Annotated in this window: 16 protein-coding genes; 6 read left to right on the top strand and 10 right to left on the bottom strand. The window is 72.8% G+C overall.

Features of this window, described 5'->3' with window-relative positions; genetic code table 11:
• Window positions 1–40 precede the first annotated feature (40 nt).
• A complete protein-coding gene (locus LX83_RS01950; RefSeq protein WP_253766972.1) occupies window positions 41–1,012 on the bottom strand; it encodes a zinc-binding dehydrogenase in 972 nt (323 codons plus the stop codon).
• 69 nt (window positions 1,013–1,081) lie between these two features.
• Here LX83_RS01950 and LX83_RS01945 point away from each other — a divergent pair, with 69 nt between their 5' ends.
• Window positions 1,082–4,291, top strand: a complete 3,210-nt coding sequence (locus LX83_RS01945) for a BTAD domain-containing putative transcriptional regulator (RefSeq protein WP_253766271.1) — start codon at window positions 1,082–1,084, stop codon at window positions 4,289–4,291.
• 111 nt (window positions 4,292–4,402) lie between these two features.
• Here the strand turns inward: LX83_RS01945 and recQ are convergent, their stop codons facing one another.
• Window positions 4,403–6,328 carry a DNA helicase RecQ gene (gene recQ, locus LX83_RS01940; protein ID WP_253766269.1) on the bottom strand — a complete coding sequence of 642 codons (1,926 nt, stop codon included), beginning with the start codon at window positions 6,326–6,328 and terminating at the stop codon, window positions 4,403–4,405.
• 359 nt (window positions 6,329–6,687) lie between these two features.
• Here recQ and LX83_RS38280 point away from each other — a divergent pair, with 359 nt between their 5' ends.
• Window positions 6,688–7,608, top strand: a complete 921-nt coding sequence (locus LX83_RS38280; protein ID WP_253766267.1) for an AEC family transporter — start codon at window positions 6,688–6,690, stop codon at window positions 7,606–7,608.
• Window positions 7,609–7,617: 9 nt separating this feature from the next.
• Here the strand turns inward: LX83_RS38280 and LX83_RS01930 are convergent, their stop codons facing one another.
• The 4 genes from LX83_RS01930 to LX83_RS38275 form a co-directional block, all read right to left on the bottom strand.
• Window positions 7,618–8,157 carry a DUF2165 domain-containing protein gene (locus LX83_RS01930; protein WP_253766265.1) on the bottom strand — a complete coding sequence of 180 codons (540 nt, stop codon included), beginning with the start codon at window positions 8,155–8,157 and terminating at the stop codon, window positions 7,618–7,620.
• Window positions 8,158–8,335: 178 nt separating this feature from the next.
• On the bottom strand, window positions 8,336–9,073 hold the full coding sequence (locus tag LX83_RS01925; RefSeq protein WP_253766263.1) for a phosphotransferase: 738 nt from the start codon (window positions 9,071–9,073) through the stop codon (window positions 8,336–8,338).
• 56 nt (window positions 9,074–9,129) lie between these two features.
• Entirely contained in the window at window positions 9,130–9,690 is a 561-nt protein-coding gene (locus LX83_RS01920; RefSeq protein WP_253766262.1) for a hypothetical protein, read from the bottom strand.
• Window positions 9,663–10,724, bottom strand: coding sequence for an MGH1-like glycoside hydrolase domain-containing protein (locus tag LX83_RS38275; protein WP_253766260.1), 1,062 nt, complete (start codon window positions 10,722–10,724; stop codon window positions 9,663–9,665). The genes LX83_RS01920 and LX83_RS38275 overlap by 28 nt, the downstream gene beginning before the upstream one ends.
• Window positions 10,725–10,777: 53 nt before the next feature.
• Between LX83_RS38275 and LX83_RS01910 the strand changes: the two genes are divergently transcribed.
• Entirely contained in the window at window positions 10,778–11,023 is a 246-nt protein-coding gene (locus LX83_RS01910; protein ID WP_253766258.1) for a hypothetical protein, read from the top strand.
• Window positions 11,024–11,631: 608 nt separating this feature from the next.
• Here LX83_RS01910 and LX83_RS01905 read toward each other — a convergent pair.
• Genes LX83_RS01905 through LX83_RS01890 form a run of 4 tightly spaced genes read right to left on the bottom strand, consistent with a single transcriptional unit; the run spans window position 11,632 to window position 16,997 of the window.
• A complete protein-coding gene (locus tag LX83_RS01905; protein WP_253766256.1) occupies window positions 11,632–12,909 on the bottom strand; it encodes a cation:proton antiporter in 1,278 nt (425 codons plus the stop codon).
• A gap of 28 nt (window positions 12,910–12,937) precedes the next feature.
• On the bottom strand, window positions 12,938–14,341 hold the full coding sequence (locus tag LX83_RS01900; protein WP_253766254.1) for a cytochrome P450: 1,404 nt from the start codon (window positions 14,339–14,341) through the stop codon (window positions 12,938–12,940).
• Entirely contained in the window at window positions 14,341–15,414 is a 1,074-nt protein-coding gene (locus LX83_RS01895; RefSeq protein ID WP_253766252.1) for an alpha-hydroxy acid oxidase, read from the bottom strand. Before LX83_RS01895 ends, LX83_RS01900 begins: the two co-directional genes overlap by 1 nt.
• 2 nt (window positions 15,415–15,416) lie before the next feature.
• Window positions 15,417–16,997, bottom strand: a complete 1,581-nt coding sequence (locus tag LX83_RS01890; protein WP_253766250.1) for an NAD(P)-binding domain-containing protein — start codon at window positions 16,995–16,997, stop codon at window positions 15,417–15,419.
• Between the two features lie 189 nt (window positions 16,998–17,186).
• Here LX83_RS01890 and LX83_RS01885 point away from each other — a divergent pair, with 189 nt between their 5' ends.
• The 3 genes from LX83_RS01885 to LX83_RS01875 all read left to right on the top strand — a co-directional run bounded on the left by LX83_RS01885 (window position 17,187) and on the right by LX83_RS01875 (window position 20,597).
• Complete coding sequence (locus tag LX83_RS01885) at window positions 17,187–18,752, top strand: class I adenylate-forming enzyme family protein (RefSeq protein ID WP_253766248.1); 1,566 nt, start codon at window positions 17,187–17,189, stop codon at window positions 18,750–18,752.
• A 486-nt stretch (window positions 18,753–19,238) separates the two neighbouring features.
• The gene (locus LX83_RS01880; protein ID WP_253766969.1) at window positions 19,239–19,640 is read left to right on the top strand and encodes a DUF2750 domain-containing protein; all 402 of its coding nucleotides are present in this window, start codon (window positions 19,239–19,241) and stop codon (window positions 19,638–19,640) included.
• A 102-nt stretch (window positions 19,641–19,742) separates the two neighbouring features.
• Window positions 19,743–20,597 carry a UbiX family flavin prenyltransferase gene (locus LX83_RS01875; RefSeq protein ID WP_308203891.1) on the top strand — a complete coding sequence of 285 codons (855 nt, stop codon included), beginning with the start codon at window positions 19,743–19,745 and terminating at the stop codon, window positions 20,595–20,597.
• The last annotated feature ends 33 nt before the right edge of the window (window positions 20,598–20,630 follow it).

Here is a 20,630-nt window from a genome sequence, read left to right as displayed (position 1 = left end):
TCCTCGCCCCGGCACCGACCGGCCCGCCCGGCAGGCGTCCTCAGTGGACGCGCACCACGAGCTTGCCGATCGCCTCGCCGTTCGCCATCACCCGGTGCGCCTCGGCGATCTCGTCGAGCGCGTACACCCGGTGCACGCGCACCGGCAGCTCACCGGCCGCGACCAGGTCCACGTAGCGCTGGAACGCCTCGGCGGGCAGGTCACTGCTCTCGCCGCTGTAGGCGGTCAGCCGCACCCCGTTGGGGATCACCGCCATCGGGTAGAAGTCCGGGATCACCCAGTTATCGCTGAGCATCCCGGTGAAGCACACGGTGCCGCGCACCGCCGTGGCGCGCAGCGTGTCCGGCAGGGTGTTGGCGCCAACCAGCTCCAGTGCCGCGTCCACCCCACCCGGCACGATCCGCCGGACCTCCTCGGCGATCGACCCGGTGTCCAGCACCGGGTGGTCCACGCCGTGCTCGCGCAGCGCCGCCAGCCGTCCCGGGTCGCGGGTGGTCGCCAGCACGGTCAGCCCGGCGTGCTTGGCGAGCACCGCCGCGGCCACGCCCACCGAGGACGTGCCGCCGCGCACCAGGATCGTCTGCCCGGGCTGGATGGCCAGGCCGGTGTGCAGCGAGCCGTGCGCGGTCTGCAGCATCTCGGGCAGCGCGCCCAGGGTGGCCCAGTCCAGGTCCGTGCGCACCGGCACCACCGCGCTCGCCGGGACCACGGTGTACTCGGCGTAGCCGCCGTCGAAGGCCCGGCCCATGCCGCCCATCATCGCGGCGACCTGCTGGCCCGGCTCGTACTCGCCGCCGGGTGCGGCGTCGACCGTGCCGACCGCCTCGATGCCCGGGATGATCGGGAACACCGGGTTGCTCGCCTGTCCCGTGCGCAGGTGGTACTCGGAGCGGTTGAGCCCGAAGGCCGCCACCTTCACCCGCACCCAGCCCGGGCGGGCCTCGGGCACCGGCACAGTGCGCACCCGCAGCGCCTCCACCGGGCCGGGACCGTCCAGCACCACCGCGCGCATGTTCGCCATGCCACCGCCAACCACACCCTGACCAGGGTTATTCCGGGTCGGGACGGGCCAGGACGATGGGTGAGAATCTGCGGCGTGTTCTTCGGCATCCTGGGGGCGGTCGAGGTGCGCCGGGCCGACGGTGACCCCGTCGCCGTGGGCGGACCGCGACTCCGCGCGCTGGTGGCCCTGTTGGCGCTGAACGCGGGCCGGGTGGTCGCCGTGGACGCGCTCGTCGACGGCCTCTACGGCGAGCGACCACCGGCCGGCGCGGCACACGCGCTGCAGTCGCAGGTGTCCCGACTGCGCCGGGGACTGCGCGGCGGCGCCGGGACCGCCGGCGTGCTGGAGTTCCACCCGGCCGGCTACCGGTTGGCGGTGGACCCGGACGCCGTGGACGCGCACCGGTTCGCCCGGCTGGCCGAGCAGGGCCGCCGCGCGCTGGCCGGCGGCGATCCCCACCAGGCCGGGGCACTGCTGCGCCAGGCCCTGCGCCTGTGGCGCGGCCCGGCCCTGGCCGACGTGGCGGCCGCGCCGTTCGCCCCGGCCCAGATCACCCGGCTGGAGCAGGCCTGGTTGGCCGCGGCCGAGGACCGCGTCGAGGCCGAACTCGCCGTGGGGGAGCACCTGGCGGTCCTGCCCGAGCTGCACCAGCTGGTGGCCGAGCACCCGCTGCGGGAACGGCTGCGCGGGCAGCTGATGCGCGCGCTGGCCGCGGCCGGCCGGCGGGCCGAGGCGTTCGCCGTGTTCGAGGACGCCCGCCAGGCGCTGGCCGAGGAGTTCGGCGTGGACCCGTCCGCCGACCTGGCCGGGGTGCACCTGGCCCTGCTGCGCGCCGAGCCGGCCACCCCGCCGAGCCCACCAGCGCCGCCGCCACCGCCCACCGGCGCGGTCCGGGGCCTGCCCGCGGAGTTCACCAGCTTCGTCGGCCGCACCGCGGACCTGGCCAGGGTCGGTGCGTTGCTGCGGCGCTCCCGGCTGGTCACCCTCACCGGCCCGGGCGGGGCCGGCAAGACCCGACTGGCGGTGCGCGCCGGCGAGCAGGCGGCCGGCGAGTGGCCAGACGGTGAGGTCTGCTTCGTGGAACTCGCTCCGGTCACCGACGCCGCCGAGGTGGCGCAGACGCTGCTCGGCGCGCTCGGCCTGCGCTCAGCCGGCCTGCTCGGCGCCGGCGACCCCGGCCAGCCCGACGACCCGGTCACCCGGCTGGTGGCCGGGCTCGCCCACCGGCGGCTGCTGCTGGTGCTGGACAACTGCGAACACGTGGTCGCGCACGTGGCCCGGCTGACCCGGCGACTGCTCACCGCCTGCCCCGAGCTGCGCGTGCTGGCCACCAGCCGGGAAGCGCTGGGGATCACCGGCGAGTCGCTGTGCCCGGTGCCGCCGCTGCCGCTGCCCGCGCCCGGCGCCGAGGCCGCCCTGGTGGCGGCGGCGCCGGCGGTCCGGCTGTTCGCCGACCGCGCCGCGGCCGTGTGCCCGGACTTCACCGTGCACCCCGGCAACGCCGCCGTGGTGTCCCGCGTCTGCGCCGCGCTGGACGGGCTGCCACTGGCCATCGAGCTGGCCGCGGCCCGACTGCGCAGCCTGGACCTCGCCGAGATCGCCGCCCGCCTGGACGACCGGTTCCGGCTGCTCTCCCGGGGCGACCGGACCGGGGCGGCCAGGCACCGGACGCTGCGCGCGGTGGTGGAGTGGAGCTGGGACCTGCTCGACCCGAGCGAGCAGGTGCTGGCCAGGCGGCTGGCGGTGTTCGCCGGCGGCGCCAGCACGACCGCGGTCGAGCGGGTCTGCGGGAACGTCGCACCGGAGCACGGCGGCGACCTCGACGGTCCGCTGGCCGGACTGGTGGAGAAGTCCCTGGTGGAGGCCGTGGGCGGGCGGTACCGGATGCTGGAGACCGTCCGCGCGTTCTGCGCCGAGCGGCTGGCCGCCGCAGGTGAGGAGGACCGGCTGCGCCGCGCGCACGCCGCGCACGTCCTCGACCTGGCCCGGACCGCGGATCCGCTGCTGCGCTCCGCCGCCCAACTGGACTGGCTGGCGCGCCTGGACGCGGAGCGGGCCGACCTGCACGCCGCCCTGCGCTGGGCGGTGCGCGCCGATCCACCGCTGGCCCTGCGCCTGGTGGCGGCGCTGACCTGGTACTGGTGGCTGCGCGGCCAGCGGGGCCACGCCGCGCCACTGGCCACCGAACTGCTCGCCGCACTCGGCGATGACCCGCCGGCGGAGCTGGCCGAGGAGTACGTGCTGTGCGCGCTGACCGCCCTGGGCGGGACACCCCGACCGGGCCTGGCCGGCCACCTGGCCACGGCCAGGGCGCTGCTGGCCGCCCGGGCCTGGCGGTTCCGCCACCCGCACACGCTGCTGCTGTGGGTCGTCGCCGGCGAGACCGTGGACACCGACCAGGTCGACTGGCCGGCGATGTTCGACGCCGACGCCTGGGCGCACGCGTTCGTGCGGATGGGCACCGGCCTGCAGCTGCTGCTCGACGGGCGGCTCGCCGACGCCGAGCGGGAACTGGTGGCGGCACTGGACAGCTTCCGCTCGGTCGGCGACCGCTGGGGCATCGCCAACGCACTGGACCAGCTGGCCGGCATCACCCGCTGGCGCGGTGACCGCGACCGGTTCTTCGCACTGGTGGCCGAGGCCATCGAGCTGATCGAGCTGATCGGGGTCACCGAGGACACCGCGGAACTGCTGTGCCGGCGCGCCGACGGCCTGCTGGACGGCGGCGAGGTGGGCGCCGCGCGCGCCGACTACGAGCGCGCCGCCGAACTCGCCCGCCGGGCCGGCGCCACGCACATGGCGGCCGACGCGCACCGGGGCCTCGGCGAGATCGCCCGACTGCGCGGCGACCACACCGAGGCCGACCGGCTGCACCGGATGGCGCTGGCCGAGTGCGCCGGCGAGTCGGTCACCGCACTGGCCGCCCGCTCGCGGGTGTGCACCGCACTCGGCCGCCTCGCCGAGGTGGACCGCGACGGCACGGCGGCCCGCCGCTGGCACGGGCAGGCGCTGGCCGCCGCGCTGCACCACCGCAACCTGCCGGCGGTGGCGGCGGCGGTGGAGGGCATGGCCGGCGCGGCCGTGGCCGAGGGCGACGGCGAGCGCGCCGCGCTGTTGGTCGGCGCGGCGGCGCGGCTGCGCGGTGCCCCCGCCAGCGGCGCCGACGTGGCCAGCACCGCCGCCAGGGGGCGGGACCTGATCGGCTCCCCGGCCTGGGCGGCGGCCGTCGACCGGGGTCGGGCGCTGTCCGCCGCGCAGGCACTGGAGCTGGCCTGCGCCCAGTGGTGAGCGCGGTGACCAGCCAGGCACCCGGCCAGGCCACCCGGACCGCGGAGCAGGCCAGACCGCGGGGCAGTGGCCGGGCCAGGCACGGCGATGCCCACCTGGGTGGCCGGGGGGTCAGGACCGGAGGGTGTCCAGGATCTGCTGTCCGTACTTGGCCAGCTTGTTTTCGCCGACCCCGCTGACCTGGCTCAGCTCGTCCAGGGTGGTGGGCGACTCGACCGCGATCTGCCGCAGGGTCGCGTCGTGGAAGATCACGTACGCGGGCACGCCCTGCTCCCGCGCGGTGGCCGCCCGCCACGCGCGCAGCTGCTCGAACGCGGGCGCGGCCTGGTCGGACAGCTCGACCGGCGCGGTCGCCGCGGCGCGCTTCGGCTTGCCGCCGCCGGCCGGCGCGCTCCGCTCGGGCTCGCGGCGCAGCAGGACCTGGCGCTGCCTGCCCAGCACCTCACCGCTCGCCTCGGTGAGCACCAGCGTGCCGTAGTCGCCCTCCACCGCGAGCAGGCCCTGCGCCAGCAGCTGCCGCACCACCCCGCGCCACTCGCTCTCCCGCAGTTCCGTGCCGATGCCGAACACGGTCAGCGAGTCGTGGTCGTGCTGGATGACCTTGGCGGTCTTGCGGCCGAGCAGGATGTCGATCAGTTGGCCGGCGCCGAACTTCTGGCGCCGCTCCCGCTGCAGCCGGTACACCGTGGACAGCAGCTTCTGCGCGGCGATGGTGCCGTCCCACGACTCCGGCGGGGACAGGCAGGTGTCGCAGTTGCCGCACCTGCCGGGGTGCTCCTCGCCGAAGTAGGCGAGCAGCCGCTGGCGCCGGCACTCCACGGTCTCGCACAGCGCCAGCATGGTGTCCAGGTGCGCGGCCAGGCGCCGGCGGTGCGCGTCGTCGCCCTCGGAGGTGTCGATCATCTTGCGCTGCTGCACCACGTCCTGCAGGCCGTAGGCCAGCCAGGCGGTGGACGGCAGGCCGTCCCGGCCGGCCCGACCGGTCTCCTGGTAGTAGCCCTCGACCGACTTGGGCAGGTCGAGGTGGGCCACGAAGCGCACGTCGGGCTTGTCGATGCCCATGCCGAACGCGATGGTGGCGACCATGACCAGGCCGTCCTCGCGCAGGAACCGCGCCTGGTTGGCGGCGCGGGTGCGCGCGTCCAGCCCGGCGTGGTACGGCAGCGCCTCGATCCCGTTGTCCCTGAGGAACTCCGCGGTCTTCTCCACCGACGCGCGGGACAGGCAGTAGACGATGCCGGCGTCGCCGGGGTGCTCGGTGCGCAGGAAGTCCAGCAGCTGCCGCTTGGGGTCGTTCTTCGGCACGATCCGGTACTGGATGTTCGGCCGGTCGAAGCTCGCCACGAAGTGGCGGGCGTTCTCCAGGTTGAGCCGGGCCGCGATCTCCGCGTGCGTGGCCGGGTTGGCCGTCGCGGTCAGCGCGATGCGCGGCACCCTGGGCCAGCGCTCGTGCAGGGTGGACAGGGCCAGGTAGTCGGGGCGGAAGTCGTGCCCCCACTGGGCGACGCAGTGCGCCTCGTCGATCGCGAACAACGCCACCTCGCCCTGGTCGAACAGGCGCAGCGTCGAGTCGAGGCGCAGCCGCTCGGGCGCCAGGTAGAGCAGGTCCAGCTCGTTGTTGAGAAACGCGTACTCGACCAGGCGGCGCTCGTCCGGGTCCTGCGTCGAGTTGAGGAATCCGGCGCGCACGCCGAGCGCGGTCAACGCGTCGACCTGGTCCTGCATCAACGCGATCAGCGGCGAAACAACAATGCCGACACCCTTTCGCACCAGTGCGGGAATCTGGTAGCAGAGCGATTTCCCGGCGCCGGTCGGCATCAGCACCAGCGCGTCATTGCCCGCGGTGACGTGTTCGACGATGTCCTGCTGATTCCCGCGGAACGAGTCATAACCGAAAACGCGGCGCAGCACCTCCGCCGGTGTGCTGGCCGACCGCACCACCGACGTGTCCGGGACCGTGGTTTCCGCGCTGCCGTCGGCACTGGTGACAACGCTGGTGTGCGTGCTCACGTCCGGGCCGGTTTCGGGCAAACTCATCCGGCGATTCTACGGGCACGCCATTACCCGCCCCGGGGGTGTTTGCTCGGCCGATCGGGTGAGGGCCGCGTGGTCCTGCCGGCCGGCGCCCTGCGGCGGCGTCCGGGTCGGCCGTCCACATGAGATCTCGGTTTCAGTCGCGCGGGGATCGGCGGGGCCACGGGGTAGCGTGCCCGGCTGTGTGCACGACAGCCGGTGACCGCGTCGCGACGACGTGACGCCGGCCGATCACCCGTACCCGGAAGAGAACCACCGAGGATGACCAGCGCCCACCCCGCCCCGCTGCCCGGCCACGAGGTGGCCACCGCACCGCACCGACGACCCGCCGGGCATAACCGTCCACTGTGGATGGAGGCGCCGTGGGTGGCGTGATCACCGGCTTCGCCGTGATCGCCAGCATCGTCGCGGTGGGCTACGTGTTGGGGTGGCGAGGCTCACTCGGCGACAACGGGCGGGAGGTGCTGACCAAGCTCGCCTTCTACGTGGCGACGCCGGCGCTGCTGTTCGAGACCCTGTCCCGGGCCGATCTGTCCGTCATCGTCTCGCCGCAGCTGCTCGTCACCGCGTTGAGCACGTTCACCGTGGCCGGGGTGTTCATCGCGGTGGGCGTGATCCGGCGGTGGACGGTGGGGCGGACCACCATCGGCGCGCTGTGCGCCAGCTACGTCAACGCGGGCAACCTCGGCATCCCCATCGCCGCCTACGTGCTCGGCGACGCGTCGCTGATCGCCCCGGTGCTGCTGTTCCAACAGCTGGTGCTCACGCCGATCTCGCTGACCGTGCTGGACCTCGCCCAGTCGCGGGCACCGCAGTCGGTGCTGCGCCGGGTGGTCACGCCGTTCCGCAACCCGGTGGTCATCGGCTCGCTGAGCGGTGTCGCGGTGGCGGCCAGCGGCTGGACGGTTCCGTCGGCGATCCTGGAGCCGGTCACCCTGGTGGGCGGGATGTCGGTGCCCGCGGTGCTGCTCGCGTTCGGCATCTCGTTGCGCGGCAGCACCCTGCCGGCGCGGGGTGCCGACCGGGGACCGGTGCTGCTGTCGGTGGCGCTGAAGTCCGCGGTGCAGCCCGTGGTGGCCTGGACCCTCGGTGCCGGACTGTTCCACCTGGACGGCAGGGCGCTGTTCGCGGTCGTGGTGACCTCGGCGCTGCCCTCGGCGCAGAACCTGTTCACCTACGCCTCGCGCTACCAGACCGCCACGCGGCTGGCGCGCGAGTCGATCCTGCTGTCCACCGTGCTCGCGATCCCGGTGCTGGTCGTGATCGCCGCGCTGCTGGGGTGAGGCGGGCGGTCAGCGGTCCTCGGCGGCGGCGGCCACGCCGCGGTCGGCGCGCGCCGGCAGGTGGGTGAGCAGCAGGCCGACCGAGGCGATCAGGAAGTTCTGCAGCGCCGGCTGCAACCCGTTCCACTGCTCGGACTGCCACATCTGGAACCACTCGCCGCCCACGGTGATGAAGCCACCGGCGAACAGCAGCACCATCATCAGCCACCCGGCGCTGGACAGCTGCCGCGCCAGCACAACCCGCCGCTGGTCGGCCACGCTGCGCAACCACACCACGAACCCGGCGGCCAGCACGACCGCGGTGACCGCCTCCCACGCGATGATCAGCACGTAGGCGGCCGTGGCCACGCCCGGACTGGTGATGGCCCGCCACATCGTGTTCGGCGACTGGAATGTCGTGTCCATGGCGAACACGTGCTGGACGAACGCCTGGTTGGTGCCGAAATCGGTGATGTTCCCGAAAGCGATGAGACCCATCTGCGCAGCGGTTGTCGCGGTGAGCAGGGTGACAATTCCGGGCAGACCGCCGAACCAGGCGAGAAAGCGCATGGCGCGCACTGTACAACCGACACCAGAACACCCCGGCCGGATTGTCGGGATCGCCATTCCGAAACGGACGGAAATGCGCTGGCCGGCGTAACAGCGGTGCACCGCGCGGATCAACCACCCGGCCTGGCAGGACGCCGGTCCGGGCGGCCCGGTTGGGTCGGCAGCGCGGTGTGCCGGCTCAGCCGAGGTGGGCGCGCAGCGTTGACCGGTGCTGGCGCACCCAGTGGTAGGCGCCGCGGATCCGGGCACAGGTTCCGCTGTCGCGCAACCGGATCATCGCCGTCTCGCCGGCGTCGGCGGCCGACTCGATACCGCGCCAGCAGCGGTCCTGCCACCACAGGACGGTGTCCACCACGTCCGCGCGCTCGTCCAACCGGTAGGCGTCGCACAGCAGGCGGAGCCGCCGGCCGGCCTGCCCGGCGTCCACCCACGACGGCCCCAGATCCAGGTACTGCCAGCACAGGTGGGCGACGTCCTGGACGCGCTCACCGGGAGCGGCGAGGTCCCAGTCGATGAAGGCGACCGGCAGCGGCCCCTGCGGCAGCTCCCGGTACACGGTGTTCTTCGGGGACAGGTCGTTGTGGCACACCACTTCCCGGTCTCCGGCCAGTGCGGTGCCCTCGGTCAGGTCGTGGAACTCGCGCAGCAGTTCGGCGACCCGGACCAGCGCGCCGGCGGACCGGATCCGCGCGCGGTGCGCGGCCCGCCACGGCACCCAGCCGGCCAGGAAGGTGAGGACCTCGCGCCCCCGCTCGTCCACGCCCAGCAGTCGGGGCGCGCCCGGCCAGCCGCGCTGTTCCAGCAGCCGCAACAGCTCGTGCACGAAGTCGGCGCGGGCCGAGGGCACGCGCCGCACCGTGTCCCCGACGCGGACCACCTCGGTGACGAACCCACCGGGCAGCGGAGTCTCACGCACCCCGCCATCCTGGCCGAGCACCGCCCCGCGGCGCATCGGTGTGGTGGTGTGCCGCCTCAGAGGTGGACGGTGGTGCTGCCGGCCGCGGTCTCGACCTGCCGCGGGCCGCCGTGCGTGCGCGGCCACACCGACACCCGCACCGGGCCCTGCGCGGTGACCCGGAACGACGCGCCGGTGTCGGTGAGCACGAAGTCGCGCACCACCACGCGGGCACCGCGGGCCTCGAACACGACCCGCCCGTCCTGGACCAGCCGGGTCAGGCGGGGCCCGGCGGACACCCCGTAGCGGTGGCCGCGCAGCCACACGTCGTGCACGGTGTTGGTGCCCGGCAGGCCGAGCGTGCCGAACCGGATGCCGCTGGACGCGCTCCACGGCTCGTCGGCGATCAGTTCGTGCGTGCGCATCAGCGGCATCAGGTTGGACCAGCTGTAGGTCCGCCAGGCGGTGTCCGTGGCCGAGGCGTTGATCGACTGGTCCGGCTCCGGGTCGAAGTACTCGGGGAACCAGCTCTCCCGGTCCCAGGTGTCCAGCCACATCCCGGTGCTCCTGGCCGCCACCTCGGCGGCCTCGGCGTCGAACCCGTACCGCTTCAGTCCGTCGTAGACGGTGGGTTCCACGTGCCGTCCGGGTAGCGGTTGAGGTAGAGGCCGCGCTCCTCGTTCCACAGCAGGGTGTTCACCCCGTCCCGGACGGTGTCGCGCACCCGGGCGAACCGCTGCTGGTCGGCCGGTTCGCCGAGCACCTCGGCCATCCCGCCCAGTGCCTCGGCGAACAGCGCGTAGCAGGAGTTGAGCGCCACGTCGGTCAGGTTGGTGTTGTCGCGCGGGTCGCCGCTGCCGCCGGTCTTGGCGACGCGCTGGTAGTTGGCGTACTGCGGGCTGTCGTCCAGGCCGAGGTGGTTGCCCCGGCCGCCGACGCGGTCACCGCCGTAGGGCGACTCCAGCAGGCCGTCCCGGTTGACGTCCCACTCGACGAGCTTGTCGAAGAACGCGACGAGCACGGGATAGGCCTGCTCCACCAGGGCGCGGTCGCCGAAGTCCCGGTACAGCCGCCACACCGCGTAGGCGTGCATGGCGCCGGCGTTGGCCTGGTCGTAGCGCGGGCCGCCGCTGTCGAACAGGTCCCGCTCGTGGTCCAGGGCCAGTGCCGGGTCCACGGCGGCGGCCGTGATGGCGTCCCAGCCGGAGTCCCAGCCGGTGAAGATCCAGTCACCGCCACCGCCGAGGCCCCACATGACGAAGCTGCGGCGGTGGACCTCGTCGTAGTTGGTGTTCAACGCGATCGCGTCCCGCATGGCGGTGATGGCCCGGCCCGCCGGGCCGGTGCCGCGCAACTGGCTGGCGGCCAGCCGGGCCTTGGCGGTGTCCAGGTCGCGGAGGATGCCCGCGGCCGGGCGCGGCGCGCTGGGCACCGGGCGGTCCGCCACCTGCGCGGTGAACGTGACCGTCTGGTTTCTGCGCAGGTCGTAGCGCAGGGCCGCGGCGGCCGTGCCGGGTGCGGCCGGTTTCCCGGTCATCGCGTTGACCAGGTCCGGCGCGCTCGCGTAGGCGCCGGCCGAGCCGGCGGCGACCGTGGGGGTGAGGCGGAAGTGCCCGGTGCGCGCCGGGTCGACCACGCCGGGGGAGGACGCGCGCACGCCGCCGTCGTCCACCTGGAAGCTGCCCGGCTCGCCCCAGGGGGGAGGCGGCTTCGAGGAACACCGTGGTGTCGTCGTGCAGCGCGGTCACCGACCCGACCAGCGCGCCGCTGCCGGAGCGCGCGTACCTGATCCGGACCACCCGCTCGTCCCGCTGGAGCTGGTCGTACTGGCCCTGCAGCACGGGCAGCCGCGCGCGGGCCGCGGCCACCTGCTCCGGGGTCCAGTCGGCCGGGTTGGCGAGCACCTCGCGCAGTGCGCCCAACCGTTCCGGGGTGATGCTCCGGTCGTCGGTGCTGACCTCGATCTCGTAGTAGGAGCCGTCCGGCGAGGTCGGCCCGATCCGGTGGATGTTGGGCACCATGTTCTCGCGGATGACCGTGCCGGCCTTGGTCAGCAGGTCAACGCGCAGCGCGAACCTGGCCTCCCCCTCGCCGACGAACAGCGCCCCGTTGAAGTCCTGTTCCTTGAACCCGGGCATGGCGAACGGTCGCCGCAGCTCGCCGGGGCCATCACCGTCCACAGTGGATTGGGTGGTGGCTGGCGGCGCGGCCGCCGCGGCGCCGGCAGCGGTGAGGATCGCGGCCACGGCCAGCGCGGCGGGCCGGATCGCGGCGAGGGTTCTCCTGGCGGGCATCCGGGTCTCCCTTGGCCGGGCTCAACCGGTGACGGTGCCGTCGTCGAACTGCGGGCGGGCGGTGGGGGAGAGGGGGCGGTGGGGGAGAGGGGGCGGTCCTCCGTTGGTCGGGCGGGTGAGTGCGCACGCTAGGGCGGGGTGTCCTGGTGGGACAACGCCGGCGTCCGGTTCTGGTCAGCGCCGCCACCCCCGGCAGTAGCGGTGCTCGCGCGTCCGGGGGCGTGGGCTGCGCTCTTCGCCGGCACAGCGCCGTGCCCCCGGACGAACAACCGGTGCGTGCGCCGGCTACCCGGCCGGGGCGACGTCGGGGGTGGCGGACGGGCTGGGCGTGCGCGCGGCGCGCCGCCGGTCGCGGCGGTCCAGCCAGGACAGGCTCGGGGTGGCCATGACGGTGGTCACCAGGGCGACCAGCACCAGCACGGTGAACAGCTCCTGGTTGACGATGCCCGCCTGCAACCCGATGTTCAGCGCGACCAACTGCATCAGGCCGCGCGCGTTCATCAGCGCACCGACCCGCGCCGCCACCTCGGGCGGCTCACCGCGCAGCCGGGCCACCGCCCAGCAGGCCCCGAACTTGCCCACCACGGCGACCACCACGCACACGGCGGAGAAGACCAGCAGGCTGGGCTCGGTGAGCAGGCCGAACTTGGTGTTCAGCCCGGAGTAGGCGAAGAACAGCGGCACGAACACGGTGTTGGTGACCGGTGCGATCGTGTTCACCACGCGGTCGGCGACCGGGCCGCTGGGCAGCGCGATGCCGACGCAGAACGCGCCGAACACCGCGTACAGGCCGATCTCGTCGGTGTACCAGGCTGCGGCGAACAGCACCGCCACCGTCAGCAGCAGCCTGGTCTGGGCGGACAGCCGGGGCTGGCCCAGCACCCAGGCCAGCACCCGCCGGCCGACGGTGGCGACGGCGATCCCGAACAGCACGCTGCCGCCGAGCGTGATCAGCGCCGGTCCACTGTGGCCGGTGGCGGCGGTCAGCACGAACGCCAGCAGGATCCAGGCGACCGCGTCGTCGACCGCGCCGCAGGCCAGCGCCAGCGAGCCGAACCGGGTGCCGGCCAGCCCCCGCTCGGTGATGATCCTGGCGAGCATGGGGAACGCGGTGATCGCCAGCGCCACGCCGACGAACGCGGCGGCCACCCCGGTGGGCACACCGTCGACGAAGATGTTCACCCTGCCCTGGGCCAGCAGGGTGATCCCGACGCCCAGCAGCAGCGGCACCACCATGCCGGCCAGGGAGACGGCGCCGGCGGTGCCGGCGATCCGGCCCGTCCGGTGGGACTTGAACTCGTGGCCGGCCTGGAACATGAAGGCCACCAGGCCGATCTGGCCCACCACGTAGAGAACGGGTTTGAGCTGCTGGGGGAACAGGGTCTCCTGCAGTCCCGGGCTGATCAGCCCGACCAGCGAGGGGCCGAGCAGCACGCCGGCGATCATCTCGCCGACCACCGGGGGCTGGCCGAGCCGGGCCACGACGAGGACCACCACCCGGCAGGCCAGCAGGATGACCACCACGGCGAGGAAGAAGGTCGGTGCGAGTGCGGTGATGTCCACAGGTGTTCGCCTCCGGGAGGGACAGCGTTCAGTGCCGGACCGGGCAGCCGTCGGCCGGTCCGCTCGGGGCGGGGCCGAACGGCCGGTGGGTTTCGAAGTAGCGCTGGCACAGGCGCTGCCGCCGGGCGTCCCACACCATGTAGCTGCCCAGCACCAGCTGGACCAGGCTGCGCCACACGTCCTCCCACCGGTCGCGGACGCGCAGCAGCGCCAGCAGCGCGGTTGGCCGGGCCGCCGGGCCGGCGGCGCGCGGCAGCAACAGGCACGGGCCGCGGTTGGGCACCGACCGGGTGTGGCTGACCGAGGACGCCAGCGCGAACCGGCGCAGCACCTCCCTGGTGACCGCGCGCATGGTCAGCGGGGCGATGCCCTTGGCCGGACACGGGCGGTTCTGCGTCACCCCGAACGGGATGTGGGTGGCCTCGCGCGCCGACAGCCCCTCCCACCGGCTGGGGTCGAACCTGGCGGGGTCGGGGAACCCGCTGTTGTGGTAGTCGGCGTAGTTGAAGCAGAGCACCGATCCACTCGGGACGGTGGTGTGCTCGTCGACGACGATGTCGGCCGAGGTGATCCGGTGCGCGATGCCGAACAGCGGGTAGGCGCGCAGTGCCTCGTCCAGCACGTGGTCGAGGTAGGCGGAGTCCTCGGGGTGCTCGACGAGCCTGGCCTGCACCTCGGGGTGTTCGGCGATGGCCAGCAGCAGGTGGGTCATGGCCTCGGACATCTGCACCACCGCGGTGTTGAAGAAGGTGCCCTGCAGGTAGTACGCCTTCTCCTCGGTGGACAGCCACTCCGGCAGGCGCACCGGCACCTCGCCCGCGCTGATGCGGTCCACCAGGTAGCGGGTCAGCCGCGCGCGCCGGTCCATGTGCCGCAGCCCGCAGCACTTCAACGCGGTGACCACGTCGTTGGCGTTGGCCACGATGAGGTCACGGGCCCGGGGCGGGCAGGGCTCGCGGAAGACCAGCTCGTAGTAGACCTCCGCCCAGACCGGCATCATCACGTCCCGCAGCCGCACCAGGACGCGTCGACCGGTGGGCAGCTCGTCGAGCACCCGCGCGGCGCAGCGCCGGGCCAGGTCCTCGGCCTCCCGCTTGGGCACGGCCAGCACCTGGCGGGTGGTGCGGGCCACCTCGTCGTAGCGCGGCCCCGGTTCGAGGTGTTCCTGGTGGACGTGCGGTCCGGGGGCGAGCCAGTACCAGAACAGGTCGGACAGGGCGGCGCCCCGGCTGCGCCCGTTGGCCGCCGGGTGGGCGTAGACCTCCCGGAACCGGGAGACGTCCACCAGCGGGCCGGGCACGGGAATGCCCTCGTCGCCGTTGATCGAGGCGAAGATGCGTTCCCGCAGGGCGATCACGGCGGTGGGCAGCCAGCGCGGCAGGCTGGCCACCACCAGCACGACCACCACGGCGGTGGCCACGACGACGAGCATCAGCACACCCCTTCCTGGCGGCGGACCAGATCCGGGCCCAGCTCCCGAGGCGACGCCGCACCGCACAGGGCCAGGGTGTGGTCGACCTCCTCGCGCAGCAGGGCAAGCACCTCGCGCACGCCCCGCTCCCCGGCCGCGGCCAGGCCCCACAGCACCGGGCGGCCGACGCCCACCGCGCTCGCCCCCAGGGCGAGCGCCTTGACCACGTCCGTGCCGCGCCGCACCCCGCCATCCACCAGCAGCGGGAGCCGGCCGGCCACGGCGGCGGCGATCTCGGGCAGCAGCTCGACGGTGGCCGGCGCCGTGTCGAGTTGCCGGCCGCCGTGGTTGGACACCAGCAGCCCGTCCACGCCGTGCTCGACGGCCAGCAGCGCGTCCTCCGGGTGCAGCACGCCCTTGAGCACGATCGGCAGGGCGGTGCGCTGGCGCAGCCAGTCGATGTGCGCCCAGGACAGCTCCGCGGACATCTCGATCCGCCGCACCGCGCCGCCGGGCTCGCGCAGGTTCTCACAGCACAGCCCGGCGGGCAGGTCGTGGAAACCGTTGCGGTGGTCGCGTTCCCGCCGCCCGAACACCGGGGAGTCGACCGTGACCACCAGGGCGGTGCAGCCGGCCGACTCGGCACGGCGCACCAGGTGTTCGGTGAACTCCAGATCCGGCTGGACGTAGAGCTGGAACCACAGGGTGGGCGCGCGCTCGGGGGCCGCCGCCCGTGCCGCCGCCGCGATCTGCTCGACCGGGGTGGTGGCGGCCATGCTCACGACCAGCACCACCCCGGCACCGGCCGCCGCCCGCGCGGTGGCCAGTTCTCCGTCCGGATGGGCCAGTCGGTGGAACGCGGTGGGCGAGATGACCACCGGCAGCTCGGTGTCGCGGCCGAACAGGGTGGTGGCGGTGGTGCGGGTGCCGTTGCCGCGCAACACCCTGGGCAGCAGCGCCAGCCTGGCGAAGCCGGCGCGGTTGGCCCGCAACGTCGTCTCGTCCCCGGCGCCGCCGGCGAAGAAGTCGTAGTGGACCGGGTCGAGGCGCTCGCGTGCCACGGCTTCGAACTCGGCGAGCGTCAGCGGCGCCACGCCTAGGCCTCCACTGTGGACACCGCCGCGGCCGACCCGGCCAGCTGGCGGGCGAAGAACTCCACCAGCGGCTGGCGGTGCGCGGTGGGCTTGTCCCACTCGTTCTCCAGGTTCTCGGCCACGTGGTGCACGCCGGCGAGTTCGCCCCGGTGGTAGTGCCGCACCACCGGGTGCAGGTAGGCGGCGTCGTGCGCGCGCCCGGCGTCGTCCTGGGCGATGCGGCTCACCGAGATGTCGAACGGGTCGACCTTGTCGTGGTCCGGGCCGTACTCCAGGGTGATCACGAAGTGGTCCTCGGCCTTGCCGTAGTCACTGGCGGGCACGTAGTCCACGGGCAGTTCCTCGCGGTAGGCGGCACCGTCGCGGTCGACGGTGACCACATCGCCGAGCACGCCGAACTGCTGCCACAGCGCGGAGGTGCGGTTGACCCTGGCCAGCACCGCGTCGGCCAGCGCGGCCGGATCGCGCGCGATGGTCCGGCTGGGCCAGTCGACGCCGTGGTACTTCTTCTCCAGGACGTGGTGCAGCGCCCGCACGGAGTAGCGGAAGCCGTGGATGAAGCCGCTGGTGCCCTTCTTGAAGTCGCGCTGCTGCATGAGGGTTCCGGCGAAGTAGAGGTCGGGCACGGTGGTTGACTCCCATTCCGGGGTCTGGGCCGGGAAGCGGTCCTTGATGACCAGTTCCGGCCGCGCGGTGTCGGCGAAGATCGAGGCGTCGAACCGGAAACCGGTGCAGGCGATGACGCGGTCGTAGCGCAGCTGCTTGACGACCTCGTTGGCCCTGGAGAAGCTGAAGCTGACCAGGTAGCCGTCCCCGTCCCGGTCGATGCGCTGGACGTGGCCGTCCAGGATGGCGTTCTGCGACTTGAGCTGGTAGGTGTCCAGGAAGTTGTTGTTCACCGCGCGCAGGTGGCCCACGTAGTGGGTTTTCCAGGCCAGCCGGACCGAGCTGGGGCCACCCACGTGGATGACCGCGGCGGTCTCGATCAGGTTGTCGGCGGTCTCGAAGGCCGAGTTCCCCTTGCCGATGATGAGCACCCGCTGGTCGACGAAGTCCGCCGGATCGACGGTGACGGTGTCGTAGTGCTCGACCGTCTCGATGCCCGGGATCGGCGGCAGGTACAGCTGGCCGACACCGGTGGCGACGACCAGCCGGGCGGCCCGGTGGGTCCGGCCGCGCGCGTCGGTCAGCTGGAAGACACCGTCCCGGTCCACCCGCACCACCCGGGTGTCGTACTGGATGCGCAGCTGGTTGGCCTCGGCGAAGTCGGCCAGGTAGCGCACCATGTCGTCGGCCGGCGGGAAGTAGCGCTCGCTGTAGCGGGTGAACAGCAGTTCCGGGTTGTCCGACAGCAGCGAGTTCCAGTCCATCCGCAGGTTCAGCTCGGGGTCGGTGGTACCGGTGTGCGGCTTGTTGCTGGAGATCAGCTGGCGGTGCCGGGGGTAGGTGCGGAAGAAGGTTCCTGGTGCGGAACCGGCCTCCAGGATCAGGTAGTTCCGGTTCCGCTGCTGGAGGAGGTAACCCAGTTGTAGGCCTGCTGGGCCAGCGCCGACGACCAGGTAGTCCAGGATCTCCTCTGACATGCCAACCTCCACGTCGTGCCAACGGGTTGGGAAGGACCCAGCCGAATGATGGCCGAGAATTCTCAAGCGAATATCAGAACCGGCGCCGGCATCGGCCTGACTGCCCGTCGGGGCCGAAAGCCGTGGGACACAAGGGAAATGGCGCCCGGGTCTTGCGCCGACCGACCCACTTCCGGGTAGCGTGGTGCGGTGAGCGACGGCAGGCACGGCACGCCCGGCGTGCCACAGCGGGTCTTTCCACAGTCTCTTGTGGACGAACTGCGGGCACGACCGGACGCGGTCGCGTTCGAGCACGGGAGCAGGCGCGTGTCCCGGCGCGAACTGCTGGACCTCGTGCGCGCGGCGGTCGCCGGGATGCGCCGCGCCGGCGTCGGCGCGGGCACTGGCGTGGCCGTGCTCACCTCGGTCACCCCGGAGGCGTTCGCCGCCTACGTCGCCGCGTTCATCCTGGGCGCCCGGGTGGTGGGGGTGTCGCCGGGACTGTCGGACCGGCAGCGGGCCCACGTGCTCGCCGCCGACATCGACGTGGCCGTGGTCGACGGACCGGACCAGGTGGCGCGCCTGGGACCGGGCAACCAGCTGCCGGTGCTGTCGCTGGGCCCCGGTGCCGGCGCGGTCGACGTGCTGGCCGCCGAGGTGGACGCCACCGAGCCGCTGCTCGCCGGCGGCCGGCCGGACGATGTCGCCCGTCTGGTCTACACCAGTGGGAGCACCGGGCTGCCCAAGGGCTGCGCGCAGACCTACCGGGCGCTGAGTGCCCGCTGGTGCCGGCAGCCGGACCAGTGGGCGGCCGAGGACGCCACCCTGATGGCGGCGGCCGAGCGCTACCTGCTGTCCGGCACCCTGGCCAGCGCCGTGATCCTGGACTACGTGCTGCGGTGCCTGCTCGGCGGCGGCACCGCGGTCATCCCCGAGGACAGCACCGCCCCGCTGTTCCCGCACGCCATCGCGCGGTACCGGATCACCGCCGCGATCCTGCCGGTGCCCCGGTTGTACGCGATGCTGGACGAGCTGCGCCAGCGGCCCGTGGACGTCAGCTGCCTGCGCGCGCTGGTGGTGTCCGGCTCCCCGGTCAGCCCGCGCCGCTACCAGGAGGCGCTGACCGCGCTGGGCCCGGTGCTGTACCAGGACTACGGGCAGACCGAACTGGGGATGATCTCCCTGCTCAGCCCCGAGCACGTGGCCGCGCACGGTGACGCCGCCCTGGCGTCGGTGGGCCGGCCACACCCGGACGTCGAGGTGAGCATCCGCGCCGAGGACGAAACACCGGTCGCCGACGGGGAGGTCGGGGAGATCTGGGTGCGCTGCCCGCACATGATGTCCGGCTACTGGAACGACCCGGAGCACACCGCCGAGGTGCTGTCCGGCGGCTGGCTGCGCACCCGCGACCTCGGCCGCACCGACCGGCACGGGCTGCTGCAGCTGCGGGGCCGCACCCGCGACGTGATCATCGTCAACGCGCAGCTCTGCCACGCCGGCCCCATCGAGCGGGTGCTGGCCACCCACCCCGACGTCGACCAGGCGTACGTGCTCGGCGTGCCCGACGAGCGGACCGGCGAGGCCATCCACGCGTTCGTGGTCCCGGCCGGCCAGACCGTGCCCGACCCGGTCGCGCTGGCCGCGTTGGTGCGCACCGAACTGGGTGAGATCAACGTGCCGAGCCACCTGACGGTCATCCGGGACGTGCCGCAGACGGCCAACGGCAAGCCGGACAAGCGCGCGCTGCTGGCCCGGCACGGCGGCGCGGCCCGCTGAGAGCTGGTCGCCGTCGGCGGGGCGTGGTGACGCCGTTTGGACGTTTCCACTACCTGTGTTGCTGACCATCTCCCGCGTTTGCGGCGATCGCGTGGTCTGTCGGGGGATCGCGGCTGAACCGGGGGAGTCCTCCAGATGGGCCGTGCGGCCGTGTTCCGTGCTGCCCGCGTCTGACGGTGGCACGCCGTGACGTCGCGGCGTCGGTGGTTGTCGGTACTGCTGGTCACGGTTCTGGTGATCAGTGGGGTGAATGCGCTCGACCCGAGCCGGGCGGTTTTTACACAGAGAACCTTGTGTGTCAGAAAAAAGGACGCCGGGAGTCCCTGGTTGCCAGCGTGCTCGTAGGTGCCTCCATGAAACTGCACGAGGATTCGGGTACAGCTGCCCGGTCCCGCGGCCGGTGTCGCCGCATGAGACGCAACACAGATATTATGATCTGAGGAAGAGGCTGTGCGGCAAGAAAAGGATTAATTGCTAGTGTTGGACATGGCTCAAGGATTTCCCGAGTTGACTGCAGCTGACTTGCGGCAGATGTCCCTGTCTGGAAAGGAGCGAGAGAAGTACTTTTTGGATCGTGTGCTGGCGCAAGGGGCGGTCTGCTCCTGGGGGCTGGGTGAGGATACGCTGCTCTGGGAAGACGAGGAAGGTAACACCACCATCGCCTTTTGGTCGCATCCGGAGTTTGCCGCGCGCTGCTATCCCGAAGGTGAACGCGAGTCGGGGGAAGGTCCTATCGTGATTTCGCTGGATCGTTGGGTGAACAAGGTGTTGCCGCAACTCCGAGATGAAGGAATCAGGGTTGGAATATTTCCAGTTGGTGACGTGTTCGCGGTCGTGGCGGATCCTGGTGTTCTTCTTCGGCTTGTGCGGCGTATGGTGAAGCGATAGTTGAGGGAGACGTGTGTGGCGCCTCCGCGGCCCTAAATTCTGCCGTTCGGGTGGCGTCAAACGGACCTGGTCGGATTGTGTGAGTTCCACCCACTCGAGGACATGTCAGCCGGTGGCGTGCTGCCTCGTCTGGAACCGGCTCGGGTGGCGGCGGAGTGGGAGCCAGCGGGTGCGACGACGGTCCGCGCCATATTCGCGCCGCACCCGCCTCACCCGCGCGCGGTCACCCAGCCGTCCGAACACCGCCAATCCGCCCGCACTGTCCACATCGGCGTGTACCACCGTCCCAATCGGGCACTCCGACAGCGGGAGGTGTGCGCGATGGAGCAGCGCCGGCTGGCGATGGCAGTGACCGGGGCGGGCGGTACCCGCATGGCACGGTACGTGCTGTCCGCACTGGTCCGGGACGACCGGGTGGGACACGTAGACCTGATGGTGTCGGCGAACGGGCGCAAGCTGCTCGCCCACGAGTTCGGCGGGGCGGAGACCGACGACCCGGTCAGCACGCTGCTGGGCGGTCAGTCACCCAAGGTCGCCTGCTGGGACCCGGACCGGGAGCCGGCCGGGCCGCCCTCGTCCGGCAGCTACCCGTTCTGGGGCATGGTGGTGGTGCCGTGCGCGCTGGGCGCGCTGGCCCGGATCGCGCAGGGCCAGGCGAACACGTTGATCGAACGGGCGGCCGACGTGTGCCTGAAGGAACGCCACCGGCTGGTGCTGTGCGTCCGGGAGACCCCGTTCAACCTGATCCACCTGCGCAACATGACCCAGGTGACCGAGGCGGGCGCGGTGGTGTACCCGATGATCCCGACCTACTACAACGTGCCGCAGACCGTGGACCAGATGTTCGAGGAGTTCACCGCGCGGCTGCTGGGTTTCCTCGGGCTGGACCAGACCGACTACTACGTGTGGGACGTGCCGGGCACGGCGGCGCACCGGGAACGGGTCGGCCAGCGGTAGCCGCCGAGGGAGCGGGCAGCCCAGCCACCACGA

The organism is Goodfellowiella coeruleoviolacea (genome assembly GCF_024171785.1).
GTDB classification, from domain to species: Bacteria; Actinomycetota; Actinomycetes; order Mycobacteriales; family Pseudonocardiaceae; genus Goodfellowiella; species Goodfellowiella coeruleoviolacea.
The sequence above is the reverse complement of the archived record's forward strand: the minus strand, read 5'-3'. Positions and strand labels throughout refer to the sequence as shown.